The organism is Lacticaseibacillus sp. 53-4, from assembly GCF_016861805.1.
Taxonomy (GTDB): Bacteria; Bacillota; Bacilli; order Lactobacillales; family Lactobacillaceae; genus Lacticaseibacillus.
Map to the genome: position 1 here is coordinate 39,934 of NZ_BOLT01000003.1, position 19,774 is coordinate 59,707.

The following is a 19,774-nucleotide window of genomic DNA, read 5'->3' on the forward strand; positions in this document are numbered from 1 at the left end:
TTACTTATCTGAAGCTTCTGCCGCTTGTTGTTCAAGTTCCTTTTCAGCAACCCTATCGTTGATTTTGACGAATGGGGTATAGATGAGCACCCCAGCAACTAGAATCAATAGCTGGATCACAACGGCCCGCCAATCACCGGCCGTCGCCAAGAATGCGCTGATTCCAACTGGCGTAGTCCATGGAACGAGGGTCACACACGGATTCATCCAACCCATGACCGTGGCAAAATAGCTGACAAAGACCCCCAGAGCAGGAACAACGATAAATGGGAAAATCAACGAAATGTTGTAAACAATTGGATAGCCAAAGATGACAGGCTCGTTGATGTTGAAAATCCCAGGAGCGACAGAAAGCTTCGCGACATTGCGAGAGACCTTGTTACGGCTAAACAGGAAGGTCGCAATCAATAGACAGAGTGTCGAACCAGATCCACCGATCAGGCCAAACGCAGCAACTTGCGACACGTTGATGATGTTTGGAATCGCCCGACCAGCACTGTAAGCAGCGATGTTCTGGGTAATGTTGATAATCAACAATGGCTCCAGGATAGAGCTGTAGATAACTGAGTGGTGAATCCCAAAGAGCCACAGCATATTCCCAAGACTGTAAAGGAGCAGGACACCCCAGATACTAGTCCCAACATGGCGCAATGGTTCTTGAATGAACGTCGTGATTAAATTGATCAGATTCATTCCTGTAAAGTCATTAAGAAGTGCTGAAACAATCGCAAAGCCCGACAAAACTAAAATGACTGGAATCAAAACATTAAATGAATTTGAAACTGCGGGCGGAATATTGTCGCCTAGGTTGATCTGGAGCTTTTTCATGTGCGAAATCCGAATAAAGACTTCGGTTGCTGCCAGACCCATGATGATACCAGCAAACATAGCACCAGTCCCCAGGTTCGTATACGGTAGGACAGCGGAAATAGATACCGCTTTTTTTGCCCCATCGGGAATCAATTGAACGGTATTCGGCATCATGACGATCAATGCCGCAATTGAGACCATCGCCGCTGCGATTGGGTTTTCAAAACGGCGGTTCTTCGCCAAACAATACCCAATCATTGCTGCAATCATGACCCCTGAGAAGTTCAACGTCGCATTACTCAGCGTTGTGCCCCAGTATTGAACATTGGCTAACGTCTTACCTTTAAAAATCCAGGTAAAGACGGTGTTATTCAACAACGTAGCGAGACCTGCAAGAATGTATAGCGGCATAACGGTCGCAAACGCATCGCGCAATGAGCGCAAATGTATCTGGTTGCCAAGCTTGGCTGCAAAGATTGCAAATCGATCACCAATCTTAGAGTTCTCCAAAGACATCGTACCATCTCCCTTATCTTGGCAATTCCCAACTAGCACGAAATTGTCAAAAATGCGTAAGCGGTTTCCCCACTTACGAAGGCAAGTATATACCTGTATAATTATATGTCAACAATATTTTTAACCCATGTATATACCTAAAAATAACCGGTCAAGCATATCTGACAGAACACAGAAAAAGCACACCGTTAAGTGTGCTTGATTGCTTCTCTTTTGATGTCGATATAGGTGTACTTGTGATGTGCCGCATAGGGATGATGATCCACGGACATTTCAAACGGCCGCCCATCGTTCAGATAAACGGTTTGCGCAACCTGGAGGATTGGCTCGTCTTCTTTTGACTGCAAATACTGGCGATCGAACTTATCTGGCTTCTCGGCTGAGATCGAGCGGTTCGCTCCACCAATGGTCAGGCCATAATCTTGATGAAGTGCCCTGTAGAACGACCCTTCAAAGACCTTACGATTTAAATGCGGAAATAAATCGGCGTTCAAAAAAGTATGTTCAAGCCCGTATGGTTTTCCGTTAACTAGCCGGAGACGACGAATTTCATACACCGGCTGGTTTTCTTCAATCTCTAGCGCCTCCTGCACATCAACGCCAGGAAACTCGATGTCAAACGAAATTACTTTACTCTCGACCGGCACTCCAAGATCGCTACTCAATCCCCCATATGAACTCAATGGTAGTGAATTGCTCTGACGGACCGCTTTCGGCCGAACGAACGTACCGACCCCGCGTTTTGGCATCACCAAACCATCGACAGTGAGGATGTCTAAAGCTTTCTTGACAGTCATCCGGCTGACGCCAAGCTCCTCGGCAAGGTCTTCCTGCTTCGGAATCACCTCGCCGGTCGGGTATTTGCCATTAGTGATGCGCTTTTTTATTTCCTCGACAACTCTAATATATTTAGGTTCCACCGTTTCATCTCCAAAGCTGAGCAGCCATCATCCGGGTCAAGTCTATACTTGAACTATATGCTTTACGCCATTGCCGTTCAAGCCCTACGTCGTATGAGCAAGATGTGTCTTTGGCCTCCGTCGAAAAAAACTGACAACCATACGACAACAAGCTCGATAGTGTGAAAACTCTGCTTATCTTATTTGGCGTGTCCGCCTGCGTATCGGCAAAATACCTTCAAACGCGCAAAAGCGCAAACCGACAGCCATCAAAAAAGCGGCACACGGCCGCTTCAGTGCATGAACGCAATGATTTTTACTTCTTGAGCGCGATGGCTTTGATGATCCGCTCGCCCAGTTCGATTTCCGTGTTGGCGGCCATGAACTGATCCTGTGCGTGGATCAGGAGGATCGACTTTTGAATCATCTTCCCGTTCATTTCCTGGGTCATCAGCGAAGTCTGAATATTGTGCGCGCCGTTGAGTTGTTCCTTGGCGTCCGCAATCTTCTTCGTGGCGCCGTCGTTGTCGCCGGCAAGAGCGGCATCGATCGCCTCAAGCGCGGTCGACTTGGCATTACCAGCTGATAAAATAATCTGCATTGCAGTTTGTGCGACATCTTCATCCAATCTAATATACCTTCTTCGTCTAAGTTGATTTTGTAACCACTTTCAGTATGTTGTTGAAAGCGCCGTCTGTCAAGGCGTTTCGTGACGTGCAAAAAGCAGTGCACAAGCGTCAGAACAAAAATGCAGCCCCACCGCCAGCGGCAGCGCCACATTTTTCACAAGCAATCAGTTGGTTAAACCTCGCTGAAATCGATATCGAGGTCTTTCTTCGCCGCGGCTTGTTCCTCGCCGAGGTACTGCTTATCGAGCATTTTGACAAATGGGTAGTAAATCAGGATCCCCAAAATCAACTCGAACAGCTGCAGCACCGACGCGGTCCACGACCCGGTCGCCAGCCACCCGGAGATAATCGGCGGCGTGGTCCATGGCAGCAGCACGCCGTTCGTGCGCGGCACCCAGCCGGCGGTCATGACCAGGCCGGAAATCAGGGTGTTGAGCACGGGCACGGTGATGAACGGAATCGCGATGATCGGGTTCAAAACCACCGGCAGGCCGAAGATGATCGGCTCGTTGATGCCAAAGATCCCAGGCAGAATGGCCAGCTTGCCCAGTTCGCGAATCCGCTTGGACTTGCAGACCGCAAACATGACGATCAAGAGCGACAACGTGGAGCCGCCGCCACCGTATGTGGTGAAGATATCAATGAATGGCTGCGTGTAAATGTGCGGCAGCGGCAGGTGGTTCTGGAACGCCTTCAGGTTGTCCTGCGTCAGAACGAAAAAAATTGGTGACCACACCGAGTTGGTGATGGTCGGCCCGTTGATCCCGAAGCACCACAGCAAGGACGCCAGGAAGTTGTACAGCAGCACTGATGGCAGCGAGTTGCCGACGTGCTTCAGCGGCGATTGCAGCATCGTATAAATGAAGTTATACGCCGTTTCGAATGAGGTCAGAGAAAACAGCACGCGCACCAGGAAGAACGCGAGAATGACGAACGCCGATGGCACCAGGGCGTCAAAGGATTGCGACACGGCCGGCGGCACGCCATCGGGCATCTTGATCGTCCAGTGGCGCCGCACCACGAAGCGATAAATCTCGACCGAGAAAATCGCGATGAAGATCCCCAGGAAAATCCCGTTGGGGCCAACGTACATGGTCTGAACCGCAGATACTGCAGTTTTGCCCACGTTGAAGCTGGTCGGCGTCAGGATCAGGAAGCTGACCAGGGCGACAATGGCCGCGTGGATGGCTTCCAGCCCGCGGTTTTTCCCGTAAGCATACCCGATACCGATAGTCGACAGAATCCCGGTAAAGCTGAACACGGAATTAGAAACGGCGCTGAACCACTCCATCCAGTGCGGGCCGAGGATCCCAGTCCAGAAATTCTCCCAGCCAGGGATCGGGAAGTTGCCGATCAACAGGAAAATCGAGGTGACAATGATCAGTGGCGTGATGATCAGAAAGCCGTCACGCAGCGATCTGAGCACCACGTTATTGCCGAGCTTGGTGGCAACAGGCATCAAGACCGACTCAAATTTCTTTTGCATAGCGTTCCCCTCCTTTGAGTGTTAAAAGCAGTAACTGGTCTTAAAGGCGCCGAGATCTTCCCCCTTGGCGAGCAAAGCGGCGCCTTCCGCCAGGTGATCAACGGCGTCGGACAGGCCGGTGCCGCCCTTCTTCGGCGCGCGCACGATCGTCAGGTGGTCCTTGTACTGCGCGATCAGGTCCGCGTTTTTCTCCTCGGCGATCGCCGCGATGGCCGGAATCTTGGTTTGCGTCTGGAACGTCGTCGCCACCTCACAGGCCATTTGCGCAAATTCCGGGTAGTCATAGGTCGGCCCGATCACGACCACATCGGCCCCCATTTTCTCGGCCATCTTGGTGAACTTGCGCTGCACCAGCTCGCGATTTTCGGCGTAATAGTCCGTCCCGCAGTAAAACGTGCCCAGCAGCTCGCCGTCATTTTTCGCCAGGGCTTTCTCCGTCGTGTCGGCCGAGCCCATGGCCACGCGCTGGCCGCCAAGCGGCGTGTCCGCGCGCTCTTTGCCGCCGAGCCCCGCCTGCATCTGATCCAAAATAATAATTGCTTTCATGGTTTTCCCCCCTTCACCTAGTGAACTAACTGCTAACTTAAGTTTACTCAATTGGTGCGTGGATCCGCTTCTCATACGCATCGAGCCGTTCCTGGGTGACCGGTTCGATGATGGTGGTGTGATCCGGACCCGGGTTGGCCATCAGGATCCGCGCCGGCTCATCAGCCGTCGCGACGCTGAACGTGAACTCCACGTTGGTGGCCGTGCCCCACTCGCCCTGGTTGTTCATCGCGACCAGTGAAAATTCGCCGGCCTTGCCGTAACGTTTCTTCAGCTTTTCGATGAACGGGTAAACGGCGTGGTCACAGGCGTCCTGCGGCGTTTCCCCTTCGCCCATGCGCCGGACGATTTCGTAAGACAGCACACCTTTCATGATGTCCTCGCCCAAACCGGTCGCCGCGGCGCCGCCGATGGTCGAATCCACGTAGTAGCCGGAGCCAGACAGCGGTGAGTCGCCGACCCGCCCAGCTTTTTTCATGAATAGTCCGGACGTCGAGGTGCCGGCGGCCATGGAGCCGCTGGTGGCCAAGGTGATCGCACCGACCGTATCATGGCCGTCGTACGGCTTGTCCGTGGCCTGCAGCTCCTTGAGCCGCTTTTGCCAGCGAGCCTTGGCGCGGTCCGTCAGCATGTTGGTCATTTCAAAGCCGTTTTTCATGGCGAACTTGGTCGCGCCTTCGCCGACTCGGAAGCTGTTGTAATGCTGGTGGCTGAGCGCCCGCGCCACGGAAACGGCGTGCTTGACGTTTTGAATGCCGCCGACTGCGCCTTGTGCCAGCGTGTCGCCGTCCATGAAGGCCGCGTCCATTTCGACCACGCCTTCCTCGTTCGGCAGCCCGCCGTAACCGACGGATTTGTAGAACGGAAACGCCTCGACTTCATTGATCAAGGTCTCGACCGCATCCCCGGCGCTGCCGTTTTCAGCTAACAACTTGCTGGCCTTCACGACGCCTTCGTGCGCCATGCGCCAGGTGGCAATTGTGCCCCATTTGCTCATCAGAAAATTCCTCCTTTACTGCTGGTTGCCCATTGCGATGATGGCGCTCATGTAAACCGCCATGTTCAGCATCAGGTCCTTCTCATCCATCCATTCGTCCTGCTTGTGCGCGATCCCTTTTTGGCCCGGAAAACTCGGCCCGTACGCCACGATGTTCGGCATGGCCCGGGCGTATGTGGCGCCGGTGGTGGTCAAAGGCGTCCCATCCAGGCCGGTGACGTCTTCGTAGACCTTAGACAGCTCGGCGATGAACGGGTCGTGCTTGTCATGCATGACGCCAGGAATGCTGCGAACGACGGTAATCGTGCTTCCCGCCGGTACAGCCTTCTTCAGGCCGGCCGTGACATCAGCCTCGGTGAAGCTGACGGAGTAGCGCATCGCCACTTCCAGCACCATCGCGTCATCCTGCTTGGTCAGCTTGTACGGCGTGACGATCAGCTTGCCAGAATCGGCGTCTTCAAACGCGATGTCCAAGCCTTCGCCGTAGTGCTTTTCATGCAAGGCGTCAACCACCCACTGGAAGTAATCCTTCAGCGGGCCTTGAACCAGGTCATCATCGACGGCGTGCTTCGCCAGCCAGGTGATCGCATTTTCGCCCATTTCCGGGGCGTTGGTCGGCGTGCGCTTGCCCTTTACAGTCAGCGGCTTACCGTTCAGCGCCGCGGTCAGCTCGTCGGGCACGTGATCCATCGCCTGGTCGCCGACAATGTCGCTGAGCTGGTCCATCGTTTGGGTCGGCAGCGGTGTTTTGATCTGGTAGTTCACAATCCCGCGTTCGCCATACACCACCGGCCACTTGCAGTCCGGCGTGAAGCCGAAGCGCGGGGCCTTTTCCTGCTTCAAATACAGTGGGACATCGGAAGACCCGCTTTCCTCGTCCGAGCCGAAAATCAGGCGGACGGTGCGGTGCAGCTTGACGCCAGCGTCCTTCAGCAGCTTCATGCCGTACAGGCTGGCGATGCTGGCGCCTTTGTTGTCGAGCACGCCGCGGCCGAAGAAGCGGCCGTCCTTTTCGCTCAGCTTGAACGGCGGGTATGACCAGCCGTCGCCGGCCGGCACCACGTCCAGGTGGCCGACAATGCCGACGTAATCGTCATTGTCGTCGCCCCACTGCACGTACGCCATCGCGTCGTTGACGATGCCGGTTTGAAACCCGTACTGCTGGCCGAGCTTCACGACGGCGTCCAGCACGGCTCGCGGACCTTTGCCGAACGGCGCATGCGGCGCGGGTTCCCCTTTCACACTTTGAATCTGCATGATTGCATCCAGCGCCTTGAGAAACTCATCGCGATGCGCTGCAATCAACTGCTTAATTGTCTCGGTGTCCATAGCTACCTCCTTAAAAATTGCGAGTCCGACTGATATTGGGCTAATAGCTTGTAGTTGCGCTCCAGGTTCGCAACGCGGGAGCAGCTAGCTTAAGCCCTCACCGGCAAAGAGCGCCGGCAATGCGTTAGGCTAGCTGTCCCCCTAAAACCGCGAGCCCTCCGCAGCCTGGTTTAATGTCCCTGCCGCGTCAGTGTTGACTTAAACGAATATTTATCGGCGCGGTAGTACGACGTGTCGTAGAAAATCGGCTTGGCATCAGCCGTGTAGGTGACCGAGTTGACCCGGAGCAGCGGGTCGCCAAGGTGCACGTGCAGCAGGTCCGCCAACTCCGAATCGACCAAAATGGCCTCGATTTCCTGGTGGGAGTATGCAATCGGCACCTCGCGTTCGATCAGGTCAAACAGCGATCCGGTAAAGTCTGACGCCTTGCGATCCGCAACGTACTCATGGCAAATCGCGATTTTCTCGATGGTCATGGGGTCATCGTCCCAAAACCGCCGGCGCACCAGCAGGTCCACCCGCTGGTCATGCCGGTTTTCCAGCTGCAGCGCCTGCGTGACGACGGGCGGCAGATGGTCGGCTGGTCCGAAGCTCAGGACTTCAGTGCGGCTGACCTTCCCGTAGGCCTTAGCGGCTTCGGTGAAACCCTGCAGGCCTAGACGCCCGCTTTCGACTTTTTCCGGGGTCGCCATGACGTAAGTCCCTTTTCCCGGGTCCTTGACCAGCACTTGCTGACGGATCAGCAGGTCGATCGCCTTGCGGACCGTCAGCCGGCTGACGTCAAATTCCTTGGCCAGGTCGTATTCGGACGGCAGGCGCTGCGCCGTCGAATACACCCCTCGGCGCACGCGGTCGGCCAGCTGCCCGGCCACCTCTTCAAATTTGGTGATCATGCCAGCGCCTCCTTTTGCCAATCGGTTTGGATCCCATCCATCAGCGCGATCAGGCGGGTGCCGATCTCCTCGTACTGGCTGGTCGCCAAGTTGGCCAGCGACACCCGCACCGCCCAGGGACTGCTGCCAAAGGCACTGGTTTTCAGGAGCATGACGTGCTGCTGCTTGGCCAGCGCGACTAAGAGCTTGGTCACGGTCCAGCGCTTTTGCACGTACTTGGCAAAAGAGGCGCCATACCGGGTCGTGATCCACTTCAGCAGGTCGATGTCGCAGTAGTACGCCGTGTCCAGCGCGGGCAGCGGCTGGGCCAGGCCCATCACCGCCAGCAGCTGCTTTTCGCGGGTACGGCAGATGTTGATCACCTCACGCTTGTAGGCCTGGCCTTCCGTGGCCATGCCATACAGGGCGAACAGCGCGCTCATCACTTGCTGCGGCCCTGACAGCCCGGCCGCGTGATTCAGCGCGATGTCCCGCGAATCGGCGACCAGCCGGTCGATGAAGCCCAGGTCGTCCGGGTCGGTTGTGACCGAGGCGTAGCGCGCATCGACGCGCGTTTTGACGTCACTGGGAAGTTTGGCAATCAGCTCATCGAAAATGTTGTCCTTGGCCACCGCCAGCGCGCCAACGCGCCAGCCGGTCGCGCCGAAGTACTTGGAAAAAGAATACAGCAGCGCCGTGTTGTGCGGCAGCGCGGCAAACACGGACAAAAACTGCGGTACAAACGTCCCATACACGTCGTCGCTGAGGATCATCAGGTCCGGCCGCGGCCCGGCAACCAGTTGTTGCAAGGTTTTCAGCGTGGCCGGGGCCAGCGCATTGGCCGTCGGGTTACTAGGATTGACGATGAACGCGGCTTTGACCCGCGGATCGCGCAGCTTGGCCAGTTCCTCATCGGCGTACCAGTAGCTGGTGCGCCCGCCGGCCTCCTGCACCTGGTGCGCTCGGATCTTCACCACGTCAAAATGGTAGTGCGGGAGCTTGGGCAGCTCCAGGTACGGCGCAAACGTCGGCAAAAACAGGGCGATCCGGTCGCCGGCGTCCAGCAGCCCGGTGTGCATCAGGGTGTCAAACAGGTAACAGATGCCGGCCGTGCCGCCTTCCGTGGGAAACACGTCGAAAGCCAGCGGCCGGTTTTGAAACAGCTCGCGGCTCAGGTACGCCTTCAGCGGCTGTTCGGCCACCGGCAGGCACCGCACCGGCGCCGGATAGTTATCGCCGATGATCGCGTCGCAGGCCTGGGTCAACCAGTCTTCAAACGGCTCGCCGAGTTGATTCTCAGGCGCCTGGCTCACCGTCTTTAGAAATTTCGCGCCAGAGCCGCGATGGCCCGCCAAAAACTCGGTAAATCGCGCCACCCGCTGAACGCTGGGCTGAATCTGCCGCGCGGTCAGCTGCGGCGTGCTGCGCAGGGTCTCCTGCACGGCAAACTGTCCAAGCAGGAAAAACGCTTCGCGCGGGGTCGGCGCCGTCCAGTTGGGGTTGCCGCGGCCCGCATTCAGCAGCGGCAGTCCTTGGTGCGGGTCGATCTGTCGCTCCAGGTACAAACTCAGTTCAAATGGGGACAAGGTTTCAAGTTCTGACTCGGCCAACCTTGCTCACCTCACTTCTACCAGATTTTAGGATAATCTCTATGGTATATACTAGGCGCTACGGAAAGCGATGACAAGCCCGTCTGATAGGATTTTTGCGTATACCAACGGACCGCACGTCGGCCAACCCGTGTGTCGGCGCGGTCGCTATGCTAAAGTACAATTAGATTAATTTATCCGCGCACGCCGGGAGGCCCACCATGAACACCCAAACGCTCCTCATCGAACAACAATTCACCCTCTGGGTCCTGTACTTTTTCGCCTACGCCTTTGTCGGCTGGGTGTGGGAGTCGGGTTATGTCAGTTTCAAGAAGCGGCAGTGGGTCAACTCAGGATTTCTCAACGGCCCGGTGATCCCGGTTTACGGGTTTTCCATCACCGCTGTGCTCGCGCTGCTGCGGCCGGTTGAGGATAACCTGCTGTGGCTCTACTTGGGGTCGGCAGTGCTGATCACCATCATCGAATATGTGACCTCCTGGCTGATGGAAAAATTGTTCCACGCCCGGTGGTGGGACTACTCGAACATCCCCCTGAACTTTCAGGGCCGCGTTGCCCTGCCGATCTCTGCGTTTTGGGGCATCGGGGTCGTGTTCGTGGTCAAGGTCGTGCACCCGTTTGTGGCACGGTTCGTGACCCACCTGGACGTCAAATACGGCATTTTTGCCGCGATCTTGTTCCTGGTCCTCTTCATGTTCGACTTCGGCTTCACGCTGGCCAACGTGCTGGCCATGGGCGCGGCGACCAAGCGCATCGGCGACGCCATCGACCAGAAGAAGCAGGAACTGCGCACCTCGGTCGATACCGCCGCAGCCAAGCTGGAAAAAGAACACGGCTGGCTGGAGGATTACCGCCAGCACCAGGCCGATATGGCCAAGCTGCCGAGCCTGAGCTGGGTCCAGCGGCGCCTGCTGAATTCCTTCCCGCACCTGCAGCTGCACGACACCAAGACGCCGCCGAAGGACATCGCCGATTTGGCCGAACTGCTGAAGCGGCGGCGCAAGCAAGGCAACTAACAGCAAAAAACAGGCGGCAGCGGTCCGAATCGGATCACTGCCGTCTGCTTTTGTGGTGTGCTCATTGATCATCCGCGGCGGTCTGCGCCTGTTCGCGCAGCGCCGCCAGCAATTTATCCGTCGCCTTCATCGAGGGGTAAAACTGGCGCCGGCCCGGCCGCGTCATCTTGAGGTCCAGGGTGCCGTACTGCGGGGTGTACTGCTTCAAATCTGCCGCAGTCAATCCCTGCGCATCGACTAGCCGCCAGATCTCATCGAGCTTTTGGTCCAACGCGCGCAGACGCTGCTTGTTGTAGCCGGCCGAAAGCAGCAGCCACATCACCCACAGCAGCATTCCCAGCCGCGAAGAGTTGCCGCCCAGCGCCACGGCGATCACCAACGTCACCAGCATTAAGGCTGCGTACAGCAGCCGCGATTTTGTCAGACTCATCCCACTGCTCCTTTACTGGGTCTACTTGCGATGGTGCTTCTTCACCGGCGCCTGCTGCCTCGGCAGCTTGGCGGTGAGCGTTGAGATAGCGGCCTTGCTCATCAAAAAGCGGTGGTTCTCCGGCCGCGATTCGTCCAGATCATGCTCGGAGTACTGCGGCACCAGCTGGCGCACCGCGGCGGTCGTCAGCCCGCGGTCATCGGCCAGCTCCCAGAGCTTGGCCTGCGCGCGGTAGCGGCTCATCGTGACGCGGCTTTGCCAGACCTGCGACCCGATCAGCCAGACAAACAGGCCGATCCAGGCCAACAGGCGCGTGTGCGGCCCGGTCAGGATGCGCGTCAGGATGAAAATCAGTGCGACGCCGACCGGCACCGCAATGGTAAAGATTGTGTTCCACTTTTTTACACTCATGCAAAAGCCCCCCTGAAGCTATTGGTTCAATTATCGCAACCCATGCAAGCGAATACAACCCTAGCGGTCAATATACTTGGTGCCTTCGCGCACCGCCAGCTTGCTCAGCTGGTGTCCGGAGATAAAGGCGCGCACCCATTGCGGGTCGGTTTTGCTGTACTGCCGCAGGGCCCAGCCAATCGCCTTTTGGATGAAAAACTCCGGCGTCTCGCGGTCGCGCAGGATCGCCTGCTGCAGCATCGAAAGGTCCGTCTGGTCCTTGCTCATCAGCTGCAGATCCAGCGCGATGCGCCGCTCCCACAAATTAGCGCTGGCCTCAAACACGTCAAATAACTGCCGCTTGACCGCCGGCTCGGCGTCAGCGGCGCGGCCGTACACCACACGCCAGGCGTCGACGGTGTCCCACCAGGTTTTGGCCACGACCAGCGGCCGCAGCGCCAGCAGTTCCGCCACGGAAAATCTTCGCCAGTTGTGCTTGGCCAGGTCAATCGCGACGTACTGGTATTCGCGCTCGGGCCGCCGATACAGGGCTTGGCTCCAGGCCATCACCGCAGTCGTCGGCACCTGCAAACTGGCGTGCAGCAGCGCCTTGCTTTGAGCCAGGCGCGCCGGCGTCTTCACCCCGACGAATAGAAATTGGTTCTTCATGTATTTGGCCATTGGCGCCGCGTTGGCTGGCTCGCCAACCAACTGAAACCTTGAAATTTGAGGGCTGTTTGTCATCTCTCGCCTCCTTGTCGGCATGGTTTTGCTGAGTCAACGATCACCCCGCTCGCCAGGTGGCTCAACCGTTTTTATCACAGGCGCGGGTTGTTCAGCAGGCGTGTGCGATACACCGCCGGAATGGCGTTTAGCTTGGTCAAGAGCGCCGCAGCGTCGGCCTGATTCAGCGCGTCGATGTCAATGACAGTGTACGCCGTTTTGGCCAGCGCCGCGTTGCTCATGCCCTCAATGTTAATGCCCTCATTGGCCAGCAGCGTCGTGATCTGACCGACCATGTTCGGAATGTTTTGGTGCATGACGGTCAGGCGAAAGCGCGTGGTAAACGGCACATCCAGGTGAGGCAGGTTGACCGAGTTGACGACGTTGCCGGTTTCCAGAAACTGCATCACCGTCTCGGCACCTTGCACTGCCCCATTGTCCTCAGCCTGGGCGGTTGAGCCGCCAATGTGCGGCGTGACCAAAATGTCCGGCCGATCCAGGATGCTGTCTTCGCCAAAATCGGTCAGGTACCGCTTGAGCCGCCCGCCATCCAGCGCTTTGAGCACCGCGGCGTTATCGACAATGCCCAGCCGGGCAAAATTCAACAGCACGGCGCCCGGCTTCATTTCGTTCAGCGCCTTTTCCCCGATCAGGCCAGTGGTTTCCTCGTTTTTCGGGGTGTGGACCGTGACGTAATCGGCGTCCTTCAGCGCCTCCGCCAGCGTTTGGGCGCGGATCGCTGCGGTCGGGATGTGCCAGGCGCTGTCGGCGGACAGGTACGGGTCGTAGCCGATCACTTTCATGCCCAAGGCACTGGCGGCTGCGGCGACCTTGGCCCCGACGTGGCCGACGCCGATGACGGCCAGCGTTTTACCGACCAGCTCGGTGCCGTTGAACTGGGTCTTTTCCTTTTCCGTGCGGGTGGAAATGTCGGCGCCGCTGTTGTGCTCCGCGTAGGTCACCGCGGAGTACAGGCTGCGCGAGGCAATCACCAGCATCCCCACGACCAGCTCCTTGACCGCGTTGGCGTTGCTGCCAGGGGTGTTGAAGACGGCGATGCCGGCCTCGGTGGCGCGGTGCAGCGGAATGTTGTTGTAGCCGGCGCCGCAGCGGACGATCACCTTCAGGCTTGCCGGAAACTCGGCGTCGCGCAAATTGACCGATCGGATCAGGTACGCGTCCGGCTGGTCGCTTTGGTTAAGCGCAAAATCTGCGGTGAAGCGGTCGAGCCCGGCCTGGGCGATCGCGTTATATGTTTTCACTTGATACATGTCGTTTGCCTCCTAGTGGTGCTGCTCAAAATCGTGAAGAAAATCGATCAACGCGTCGACGCCGGCCTCCGGCATCGCGTTGTACAAGCTGGCGCGCAGGCCGCCGACACTGCGGTGGCCCTTGAGGTTCATCAGCCCCGCCTGCGCCGCGGCGTCCACGGCCGCTTGGTCCAGTTTGGCGTCGCCGGTGACAAACGGCACGTTGGTCAGCGAACGGTCCTCCGGCTTGACTAAGTTATGGAACAGCTTGGACTGATCGAGAAAGGCGTACAGCTTCGCGGACTTTTGCTCGTTGCGCGCCTGCAAGGCATCAACGCCGCCTTGGGCCTTCGCCCATTTGAGGGTGAGCCCCAGCGCGTAAATCGCGAACACCGGCGGCGTGTTGTACAGCGAATCCTTTTTGATGAATAGGTCATAGTCCAGCATGCTGGGCAGGCCAGTCAGGTGGTGCACCAGCGCCTTTTTCACAATGACCAGGGTGACACCGGCCGGCCCCAGGTTCTTCTGGGCGCCGGCAAAAATCTCAGCGAAGTCTTCGACGCGGTAGCGCTGTGCCAAAATGTTCGAAGACATGTCCCCAATCAGCGGCGTGCCGTTGGCGTTCGGCAGGTCGCGGTACGCGGTGCCTTCAATGGTGTTGTTGGTCGTGATGTGCAGGTAGTCGTATGTGTCCTTCGCCAGCGGTGCGGCGAGGTGTGGCAAGTGGTGATAGTGGTCCGCCAAACTCGACCCCACCGTGTCGGCCGTCACCCCGAGGTTAGCCGCCTCGTCTCGTGCGCGGGTCGCCCACTGGCCTGAGTCCAGCACGGCGATGTGGTGGTACTTGCTCGCCATGTTCAGCGGTGCGGCCGCGAATTGACCGGTGCCGCCGCCTTGGAAGAATAGGATCGCGTAATCATCGGGAATGGCCATTAGGTCGCGCAGGTCTTGCTTGGCGGTTTGCAGAATGTCATCGAACTGGGCCGAGCGATGCGAGATCTCCATGATGCTCATCCCCGACCCGTTCAGCGACGGCAGTTCCTTTTGAATCTGGTTGACGACCGGCACCGGCATGACGGCCGGGCCGGCAGCAAAGTTATAAACTGGCATAATTTCTCCTCCTCGAATGTCCCAATAAAAAACGTCCTCACAGCTGACTGTGAGGACGTGAGATGAAGCAGTCACGGTCTCACAGGATTAGCACCTGCGAGACCATTTGGTTTGAAGGAAGCTCAAATCACGGTCTACGCAAATGCATGCGAGATGACCGTGATGATGAAATGAGGTTGTGAATCTGTTGGGTTGTCATAAAATAACCTCCTGCTCCCTTGAATGCTCACACTGTATCATGATTAAAATTTGATGTCAACTTGATGAAGTGTGCCATAATAACAGCAACAGCAGTCAGGGAGGATAACATGACCACTTTTTACTTTATTCGCCACGGCCAAACCACGGCCAACACACACTACATCAAGCAAGGCATCATCAACGACGAGCGGACCCACCTGACTGAGACTGGCAAGCGGCAGGCCGAGCGCCTCGCGGCCAGCTTCGACATCAGCGGGTGCGCCGCGATGCTGGTCAGCCCGCTGGCCCGCACCCAGGAGACAGCCGCCATTTTAAACGCCAAGGCCCACCTGCCAATCACGCTGGACCAGCGGCTGGTGGAGATTTCCTACGGGAAGTGGGACGGGCAAAATAACCACGAGCTGGAGCGGCAGCATCCCGACGTGTACGACCCAATCCTACACGACGTCCTGCCGAGTTACGTGAAGTACGCCACAGGCGGTGAGACGTTTGATGCCGTAGTGGCCCGCGTGGCTGACTTCATGGCCGCCCAGACTGAGAGCTATCCCGACCAGAAAATCGTGGTCGTCACCCACGGCTTCACGGTCAAGGCCGCCGCGCTGGCGGTGCTGCAGCCCAGAGACCCCATGAGCTTGCCGGAACCGGACAACACTTCAGTCACTAAAATCACGCAAACCGCCGGTCGCGCCGCACACCTGTGGTACTACAACCGGTTTGACGCGCAAACGTATTAAGGAATCGCCGCCAGCGGCGATTTTTTTGGCCGGTCTAGCTGAATCGGCGCTGATAATGCCACAGGTAATAGGTGAAAAAGATCGCCATGATGGTCAGTTGGGCAAAGTAGCTTGAGTCACTGGCAGCAATCACATTATGCCCCTGAATGGCGTAAAACACGATCAAGATGATGTCGATCAGCGCAATCATTTTAAAGGTGGCGGCCGCGGCGTTAGTCACGATCAAGTGGCGCCGCTCATCCCCGCCGCGATACAGCGCGAGCATCATCACCACGATGGCAATGAGCGATAAACCCAACAGTCCCCAACCAAGTACAGCTGCAAGTATCATCACGATTCCCCCTTAAACAACTCGTCCACAGTCGTCCCCAGACTCCTGGCCAGCGCGAAGGCCAGCCGCAGGGTCGGATCGTATTTATCATTTTCGATCGCATTGATGGTTTGCCGCGAAACGGCGCACTGCTCGGCCAGCGCCTGCTGGGTGAGCCCCAGCGCATTGCGCCGCCGCAAGATTTGATTTTGCATGAGGCTCCTTTCTGGTGTCAAAAGGATTTGACACCCAGAGCATATCAGCGCTGGGCCCAGATGTCAAACTTTTTTGCCATCAGCATCAGTTTGGTCTGAGCAATTGTGGCAGCTTCTCACCGCGGCCAACCCGCGAGCCGGTGCGCAAGAATCATATAGTTGACTAAGTAAGCCAATGATAATGTAACCGTTCACACCATCCTTATGATATGCTGAAATCATTAAACGGATTGTGGCTGTTTTAATCGACGGCAATCAAAAAAGGATGGTTCAACAGATGAAAGTGATCGTAGTTGGTTCTTCCCACGGCGGATACGAGGCGGTGCGCGGCATCTTGCAAGAAACGCCGGAAACCGAGATCCAGTGGTACGAAAAAGGGGACTTTATCTCATTTCTCTCCTGCGGCATGCAGCTGTACCTGGAAGGCGTCGTGAAAAACGTGAATGATGTTCGCTACGCCACCCCAGACAGCGCTCGGGCCAAGGGCGTCGACGTCTTCGTGCGCCAGGAGATCACAGCAGTCTCGCCACTGCAGCACGAAGTCACCGTGCATGACTTAAATGACGACATCACCCGCACCGAGCACTACGACCAGCTGGTCCTGGCCGTTGGTGCCGAGCCCGCAAAACTGGCCGTGCCCGGCGCGGATCTTGCCAACGTTTACGCCATGCGCGGCCGCGACTGGGCGATCCGGTTGAAGGCCAAAACTGTGGACCCAGACGTGGCGAATGTGGTCGTGATCGGCGCCGGCTATATCGGCGTTGAGGCAGCAGAAGTGTTTGCCAAAGCCGGCAAGCATGTCACCTTGATCGACATTTTGCCGCGCGCCTTGCAGCTTTACCTCGACGAGGAATTTACGACCCGGCTGACGGCAACCCTGGTGGCACACGGCATCACCCCAGCCATGGGCCAAAGTGTGGAGGAATTCACCGGTAAAGACGGTCAGGTCTCGGGTGTGCTCACTGATAAGGCGGAGTTTCCCGCTGACCTGGTGATTCTCTCCGCCGGGATCAAGCCGGCCACCCACTGGTTGAAAGGCGCCGTCGACCTTGACGCCAAGGGCCTGATCAAGGTGAACGACTACCAGCAAACCTCAGCCGCGGATGTCTTCGCCGTGGGCGATGCCACCTTGGTCCCTTACGCCCCGGTCGGCGGCAAACAGCGCATTGCGCTGGCGACAGTGGCGCGCCGGCAAGGCCGGACGGCGGCAAAGAACATTCTCGGCCAGCCCATGAAAATGCCTGCAGTCTCCGGCTCCTCAGCGCTTTCGGTGTTTGACTACCATTTTGCCAGCACCGGCGGCAAGGAAGGCACCGCTGCCAAGCTGGGCATTGCCATCAAATCGATATATGTCGAAGATACCGCGCGCCCGGCGTTTGTACCAGATGCTGCGGGTAACGCCCCGGTGTACTTTAAGCTAACCTACGCGGCGGATAGCCAGCGCATTTTAGGCGCGCAGATCATGTCCAAGGTCGACGTGACGGCCAACATCAACGCCATCAGCCTGGCCATTCAGGGCAAAATGACCCTGAGCGATCTGGCCTACGCTGACTTTTTCTTCCAACCGGGGTTCGACCGGCCGTGGCACATCATTAACGTCGCGGCCCAGGCAGCACTGCTGGGTAAAACCACAGCGATAGCGGAATGAGTTGAGGCACGGCAAAAGCGGCGTCGGAAAATTTTCCGACGCCGCTTTTGTGCGGTTTATTCAGCTAGAAATCCTTGCTCACGAATCGCCGCCTGAAGCTCGCCGCGCTTTTCCGGCAGAACCTGCGCAAATCGCGCAATACGCGCCGTGAAGGTCTCCTCGCGCCGGTTGGTGTCGCGGGTCGCGTAGTAGTCGTGAATGACCTGATCATAATCCGCCAGCGCCAGCGGCTCTAGCAGCGCGTACCGATTCTCAAAATGCACGGCCGCTTCCGGCAGCCGCGGCTTTTCCTGCGGAGTCTGCGCCGGGTGGCCGACGATCAGGCCCAGCACCGGGAAGGTCAACTGCGGCAGTCCCAGCAGCGAAATCAGCTGCCGCGGGTCGTTCAGGATACTGCCGAGCAGCACCGTGCCCAGGCCCAAGCTTTCGGCCGCGTTCACCACGTTTTGCGCGGCCAGCACAGCATCCGACACTGCCTGAATAAACTTGTCGGTTGATCCAAGATGAGTCTCCGAAACACCGGCCTGCTTGGCGATCACCGCCGCGCGACGCTGGTCGGCGACGAACACAAACAGGTGCCCGTTTTGATTGATGTACGGCTGCTTGGCGATCGCGGCAATTTGGCCGCGCAGGTGTCGGTCTGTGATCGACAGCACCGAAAAGCTCTGCAAATAATGCGAGGTCGCGGTGTGCTGGGCGACGGCGACCAACTGGGTCAAGGTCTCCTGCGACAGCGCCTCATCCGTAAAATATCGGATGGTGCGGTGCTGAAGCTGACGGTTGATCGTATCATTCAGCGGTTCACTCATGTTTTTATCCCTCTTGCACGATTAGTCGTGCGCGTTTAGCCACTGGTCCAGCACGGAAATGAACTCGTCGTGCTGGTCGAGCAGTGCCAGGTGCCGGGAGTTGGCAAACAAGTGCCACTTGGCGCCTGGAATGTGATCGTAGACGGTTTTGGCGATCAGCGGTGTGCAGAGGTCATCGGTGCCGTTTGTGACCAGCACCGGCACGTGAATCTTGTGCAGGTCATCGGTCACTTCAAAGTCGGAAATTGTGCCGTTTTCGGTGAATTCGTTTGGCCCTTCGGCAATCAGGCTCGCGCGCTTGCCGTTGGTCGGCCGGCGCAGCGGCTCCGGGGAGTCCGGTGTTGGGTCGTCCCAGCAGTAACGCTCCATGTAGCGGTCGTTGGCGGCCAAGTACTTCGGACTCGTGAAATCGCCGGTGCGCTCGGCCTCGGCAATCGCGGTGCGGTCCTCGTATGACAGGTAGGAGATCAACCGGTGCTGCTCCTTGATCCAGAGCTTGATGGACGACGGCGAGCCATCAATCATCACCGACTTTATGCCTTTAGGATCCAGCGTGGTCAGGTAGTACATCTCCAGCATCCCGCCCCACGACTGGCCCAGCATGTGGATTTCATCGAGGTGCAGGTACTCGCGCAGCGCGACGAGTTCTTCGCGCCAGGTTTCGCGAACGTAGATGCTTTCGTCCTCCGGCAGCGATGACTTGCCGCAGCCGACCTGGTCATACATGATCAGCTGCCGGCCAGTTTCGGCGTAGTCATCCATCAGCTCAAAATAGTTGTGCGAGGAGCCGGGGCCGCCGTGGATCAGCAGCAGTGGCGCCTTGCCTGGCGTCTTTTCGCCGACAATGCGGTAGTACGTTTTGTAACCGTGAAACGGCATGTAGCCTTCTTCGATTTTCATGGGAGATGCCTTCTTTTCTTCGCTTTATAAGCGTCATTATAGGCCTTATGCGGCGCGTGTGTAAAAGCCGAATCCGGCGCCGCTAACTGCACAAACAATAATTGGTTCTGGTGTTAGACAAGCTGACATAATCTATTGCCATCTGTTTTCATGGCGGTATATTGAACGAGTTATTAAAATTGGTCTAGCAATCAGAAGGTGGTCCCTGCAAACGAAGCCTGACGGCAGCGGCAATTTGTCGGTCAATGCTGCGGCGTCGGCCGTCCTCGCCACCGATTGCGCACTTCCCTTGCCATCAGAAATGCTGACCAAGCAGCCTTATCGGCGGCAATAATAACAATATTTAT

The 19,774-nt window shown here is 57.3% G+C and carries 21 protein-coding genes; 3 read left to right on the forward strand and 18 right to left on the reverse strand.

What is annotated here, in order from left to right:
• From JUF21_RS01995 to aspD, 9 genes are all read right to left on the reverse strand, one after another.
• Complete coding sequence (locus JUF21_RS01995; protein WP_203662945.1) at positions 1–1,320, reverse strand: PTS sugar transporter subunit IIC; 1,320 nt, start codon at positions 1,318–1,320, stop codon at positions 1–3.
• Positions 1,321–1,514: 194 nt separating this feature from the next.
• A complete protein-coding gene (locus JUF21_RS02000) occupies positions 1,515–2,246 on the reverse strand; it encodes a GntR family transcriptional regulator (protein ID WP_203662851.1) in 732 nt (243 codons plus the stop codon).
• A 295-nt stretch (positions 2,247–2,541) separates the two neighbouring features.
• On the reverse strand, positions 2,542–2,853 hold the full coding sequence (locus JUF21_RS02005; RefSeq protein WP_125755651.1) for a PTS lactose/cellobiose transporter subunit IIA: 312 nt from the start codon (positions 2,851–2,853) through the stop codon (positions 2,542–2,544).
• Positions 2,854–3,026: 173 nt separating this feature from the next.
• Positions 3,027–4,340: a PTS sugar transporter subunit IIC gene (locus JUF21_RS02010; RefSeq protein WP_125755653.1), complete on the reverse strand. Its 1,314-nt coding sequence runs from the start codon at positions 4,338–4,340 to the stop codon at positions 3,027–3,029.
• Between the two features lie 21 nt (positions 4,341–4,361).
• On the reverse strand, positions 4,362–4,886 hold the full coding sequence (locus JUF21_RS02015) for a GrdB-related putative oxidoreductase (protein WP_203662853.1): 525 nt from the start codon (positions 4,884–4,886) through the stop codon (positions 4,362–4,364).
• 43 nt (positions 4,887–4,929) lie between these two features.
• Complete coding sequence (locus tag JUF21_RS02020) at positions 4,930–5,883, reverse strand: N(4)-(beta-N-acetylglucosaminyl)-L-asparaginase (protein ID WP_203662855.1); 954 nt, start codon at positions 5,881–5,883, stop codon at positions 4,930–4,932.
• A 15-nt stretch (positions 5,884–5,898) separates the two neighbouring features.
• A complete protein-coding gene (locus JUF21_RS02025; RefSeq protein ID WP_203662857.1) occupies positions 5,899–7,212 on the reverse strand; it encodes a Sapep family Mn(2+)-dependent dipeptidase in 1,314 nt (437 codons plus the stop codon).
• A 170-nt stretch (positions 7,213–7,382) separates the two neighbouring features.
• A complete protein-coding gene (locus tag JUF21_RS02030) occupies positions 7,383–8,102 on the reverse strand; it encodes a GntR family transcriptional regulator, LSA1692 subfamily (protein ID WP_203662947.1) in 720 nt (239 codons plus the stop codon).
• Positions 8,102–9,694, reverse strand: a complete 1,593-nt coding sequence (gene aspD / locus JUF21_RS02035; protein WP_203662864.1) for an aspartate 4-decarboxylase — start codon at positions 9,692–9,694, stop codon at positions 8,102–8,104. Before aspD ends, JUF21_RS02030 begins: the two co-directional genes overlap by 1 nt.
• Positions 9,695–9,894: 200 nt before the next feature.
• On the opposite strand from aspD, the gene JUF21_RS02040 reads away from it, so the two are divergent.
• On the forward strand, positions 9,895–10,707 hold the full coding sequence (locus JUF21_RS02040; protein WP_203662866.1) for a putative ABC transporter permease: 813 nt from the start codon (positions 9,895–9,897) through the stop codon (positions 10,705–10,707).
• 61 nt (positions 10,708–10,768) lie between these two features.
• Here the strand turns inward: JUF21_RS02040 and JUF21_RS02045 are convergent, their stop codons facing one another.
• From JUF21_RS02045 to serC, 5 genes are all read right to left on the reverse strand, one after another.
• Positions 10,769–11,137 carry a hypothetical protein gene (locus JUF21_RS02045; protein ID WP_203662868.1) on the reverse strand — a complete coding sequence of 123 codons (369 nt, stop codon included), beginning with the start codon at positions 11,135–11,137 and terminating at the stop codon, positions 10,769–10,771.
• A 21-nt stretch (positions 11,138–11,158) separates the two neighbouring features.
• On the reverse strand, positions 11,159–11,548 hold the full coding sequence (locus JUF21_RS02050; RefSeq protein WP_125755669.1) for a hypothetical protein: 390 nt from the start codon (positions 11,546–11,548) through the stop codon (positions 11,159–11,161).
• 60 nt (positions 11,549–11,608) lie between these two features.
• Positions 11,609–12,271: a DNA alkylation repair protein gene (locus JUF21_RS02055; protein WP_203662870.1), complete on the reverse strand. Its 663-nt coding sequence runs from the start codon at positions 12,269–12,271 to the stop codon at positions 11,609–11,611.
• A 74-nt stretch (positions 12,272–12,345) separates the two neighbouring features.
• The gene (locus JUF21_RS02060) at positions 12,346–13,521 is read right to left on the reverse strand and encodes a phosphoglycerate dehydrogenase (protein WP_203662872.1); all 1,176 of its coding nucleotides are present in this window, start codon (positions 13,519–13,521) and stop codon (positions 12,346–12,348) included.
• Between the two features lie 12 nt (positions 13,522–13,533).
• Positions 13,534–14,610, reverse strand: a complete 1,077-nt coding sequence (gene serC / locus JUF21_RS02065; RefSeq protein WP_203662874.1) for a 3-phosphoserine/phosphohydroxythreonine transaminase — start codon at positions 14,608–14,610, stop codon at positions 13,534–13,536.
• Between the two features lie 308 nt (positions 14,611–14,918).
• On the opposite strand from serC, the gene JUF21_RS02070 reads away from it, so the two are divergent.
• Complete coding sequence (locus JUF21_RS02070; RefSeq protein WP_203662876.1) at positions 14,919–15,545, forward strand: histidine phosphatase family protein; 627 nt, start codon at positions 14,919–14,921, stop codon at positions 15,543–15,545.
• Positions 15,546–15,579: 34 nt separating this feature from the next.
• Here JUF21_RS02070 and JUF21_RS02075 read toward each other — a convergent pair whose 3' ends face one another.
• Positions 15,580–15,876 (reverse strand): hypothetical protein, encoded by a 297-nt coding sequence (locus JUF21_RS02075; RefSeq protein WP_203662878.1) that lies wholly within the window; start codon positions 15,874–15,876, stop codon positions 15,580–15,582.
• Entirely contained in the window at positions 15,876–16,070 is a 195-nt protein-coding gene (locus JUF21_RS02080; RefSeq protein ID WP_203662880.1) for a helix-turn-helix transcriptional regulator, read from the reverse strand. The genes JUF21_RS02075 and JUF21_RS02080 overlap by 1 nt, the downstream gene beginning before the upstream one ends.
• Before the next feature lie 277 nt (positions 16,071–16,347).
• Between JUF21_RS02080 and JUF21_RS02085 the strand changes: the two genes are divergently transcribed.
• A complete protein-coding gene (locus JUF21_RS02085; RefSeq protein WP_203662882.1) occupies positions 16,348–17,718 on the forward strand; it encodes an FAD-dependent oxidoreductase in 1,371 nt (456 codons plus the stop codon).
• 56 nt (positions 17,719–17,774) lie between these two features.
• On the opposite strand, the gene JUF21_RS02090 is transcribed toward JUF21_RS02085, so the two are convergent.
• Positions 17,775–18,527, reverse strand: a complete 753-nt coding sequence (locus JUF21_RS02090; protein ID WP_203662884.1) for an NADPH-dependent oxidoreductase — start codon at positions 18,525–18,527, stop codon at positions 17,775–17,777.
• A 21-nt stretch (positions 18,528–18,548) separates the two neighbouring features.
• A complete protein-coding gene (gene pepI, locus JUF21_RS02095) occupies positions 18,549–19,427 on the reverse strand; it encodes a proline iminopeptidase (protein WP_203662886.1) in 879 nt (292 codons plus the stop codon).
• Between the last annotated feature and the right edge of the window lie 347 nt (positions 19,428–19,774).

What these genes read in the sequence shown, in the direction of transcription:
- JUF21_RS02010 (WP_125755653.1), bottom strand. Translation starts at nt 4,340, where the DNA reads ATGCAAAAGAAATTTGAGTCGGTCTTGATGCCTGTTGCCACCAAGCTC.
- JUF21_RS02015 (WP_203662853.1), bottom strand. Translation starts at nt 4,886, where the DNA reads ATGAAAGCAATTATTATTTTGGATCAGATGCAGGCGGGGCTCGGCGGC.
- JUF21_RS02020 (WP_203662855.1), bottom strand. Translation starts at nt 5,883, where the DNA reads ATGAGCAAATGGGGCACAATTGCCACCTGGCGCATGGCGCACGAAGGC.
- JUF21_RS02025 (WP_203662857.1), bottom strand. Translation starts at nt 7,212, where the DNA reads ATGGACACCGAGACAATTAAGCAGTTGATTGCAGCGCATCGCGATGAG.
- JUF21_RS02040 (WP_203662866.1), top strand. Translation starts at nt 9,895, where the DNA reads ATGAACACCCAAACGCTCCTCATCGAACAACAATTCACCCTCTGGGTC.
- JUF21_RS02045 (WP_203662868.1), bottom strand. Translation starts at nt 11,137, where the DNA reads ATGAGTCTGACAAAATCGCGGCTGCTGTACGCAGCCTTAATGCTGGTG.
- JUF21_RS02050 (WP_125755669.1), bottom strand. Translation starts at nt 11,548, where the DNA reads ATGAGTGTAAAAAAGTGGAACACAATCTTTACCATTGCGGTGCCGGTC.
- JUF21_RS02055 (WP_203662870.1), bottom strand. Translation starts at nt 12,271, where the DNA reads ATGACAAACAGCCCTCAAATTTCAAGGTTTCAGTTGGTTGGCGAGCCA.
- JUF21_RS02060 (WP_203662872.1), bottom strand. Translation starts at nt 13,521, where the DNA reads ATGTATCAAGTGAAAACATATAACGCGATCGCCCAGGCCGGGCTCGAC.
- serC (WP_203662874.1), bottom strand. Translation starts at nt 14,610, where the DNA reads ATGCCAGTTTATAACTTTGCTGCCGGCCCGGCCGTCATGCCGGTGCCG.
- JUF21_RS02070 (WP_203662876.1), top strand. Translation starts at nt 14,919, where the DNA reads ATGACCACTTTTTACTTTATTCGCCACGGCCAAACCACGGCCAACACA.
- JUF21_RS02075 (WP_203662878.1), bottom strand. Translation starts at nt 15,876, where the DNA reads ATGATACTTGCAGCTGTACTTGGTTGGGGACTGTTGGGTTTATCGCTC.
- JUF21_RS02080 (WP_203662880.1), bottom strand. Translation starts at nt 16,070, where the DNA reads ATGCAAAATCAAATCTTGCGGCGGCGCAATGCGCTGGGGCTCACCCAG.
- JUF21_RS02085 (WP_203662882.1), top strand. Translation starts at nt 16,348, where the DNA reads ATGAAAGTGATCGTAGTTGGTTCTTCCCACGGCGGATACGAGGCGGTG.
- JUF21_RS02090 (WP_203662884.1), bottom strand. Translation starts at nt 18,527, where the DNA reads ATGAGTGAACCGCTGAATGATACGATCAACCGTCAGCTTCAGCACCGC.
- pepI (WP_203662886.1), bottom strand. Translation starts at nt 19,427, where the DNA reads ATGAAAATCGAAGAAGGCTACATGCCGTTTCACGGTTACAAAACGTAC.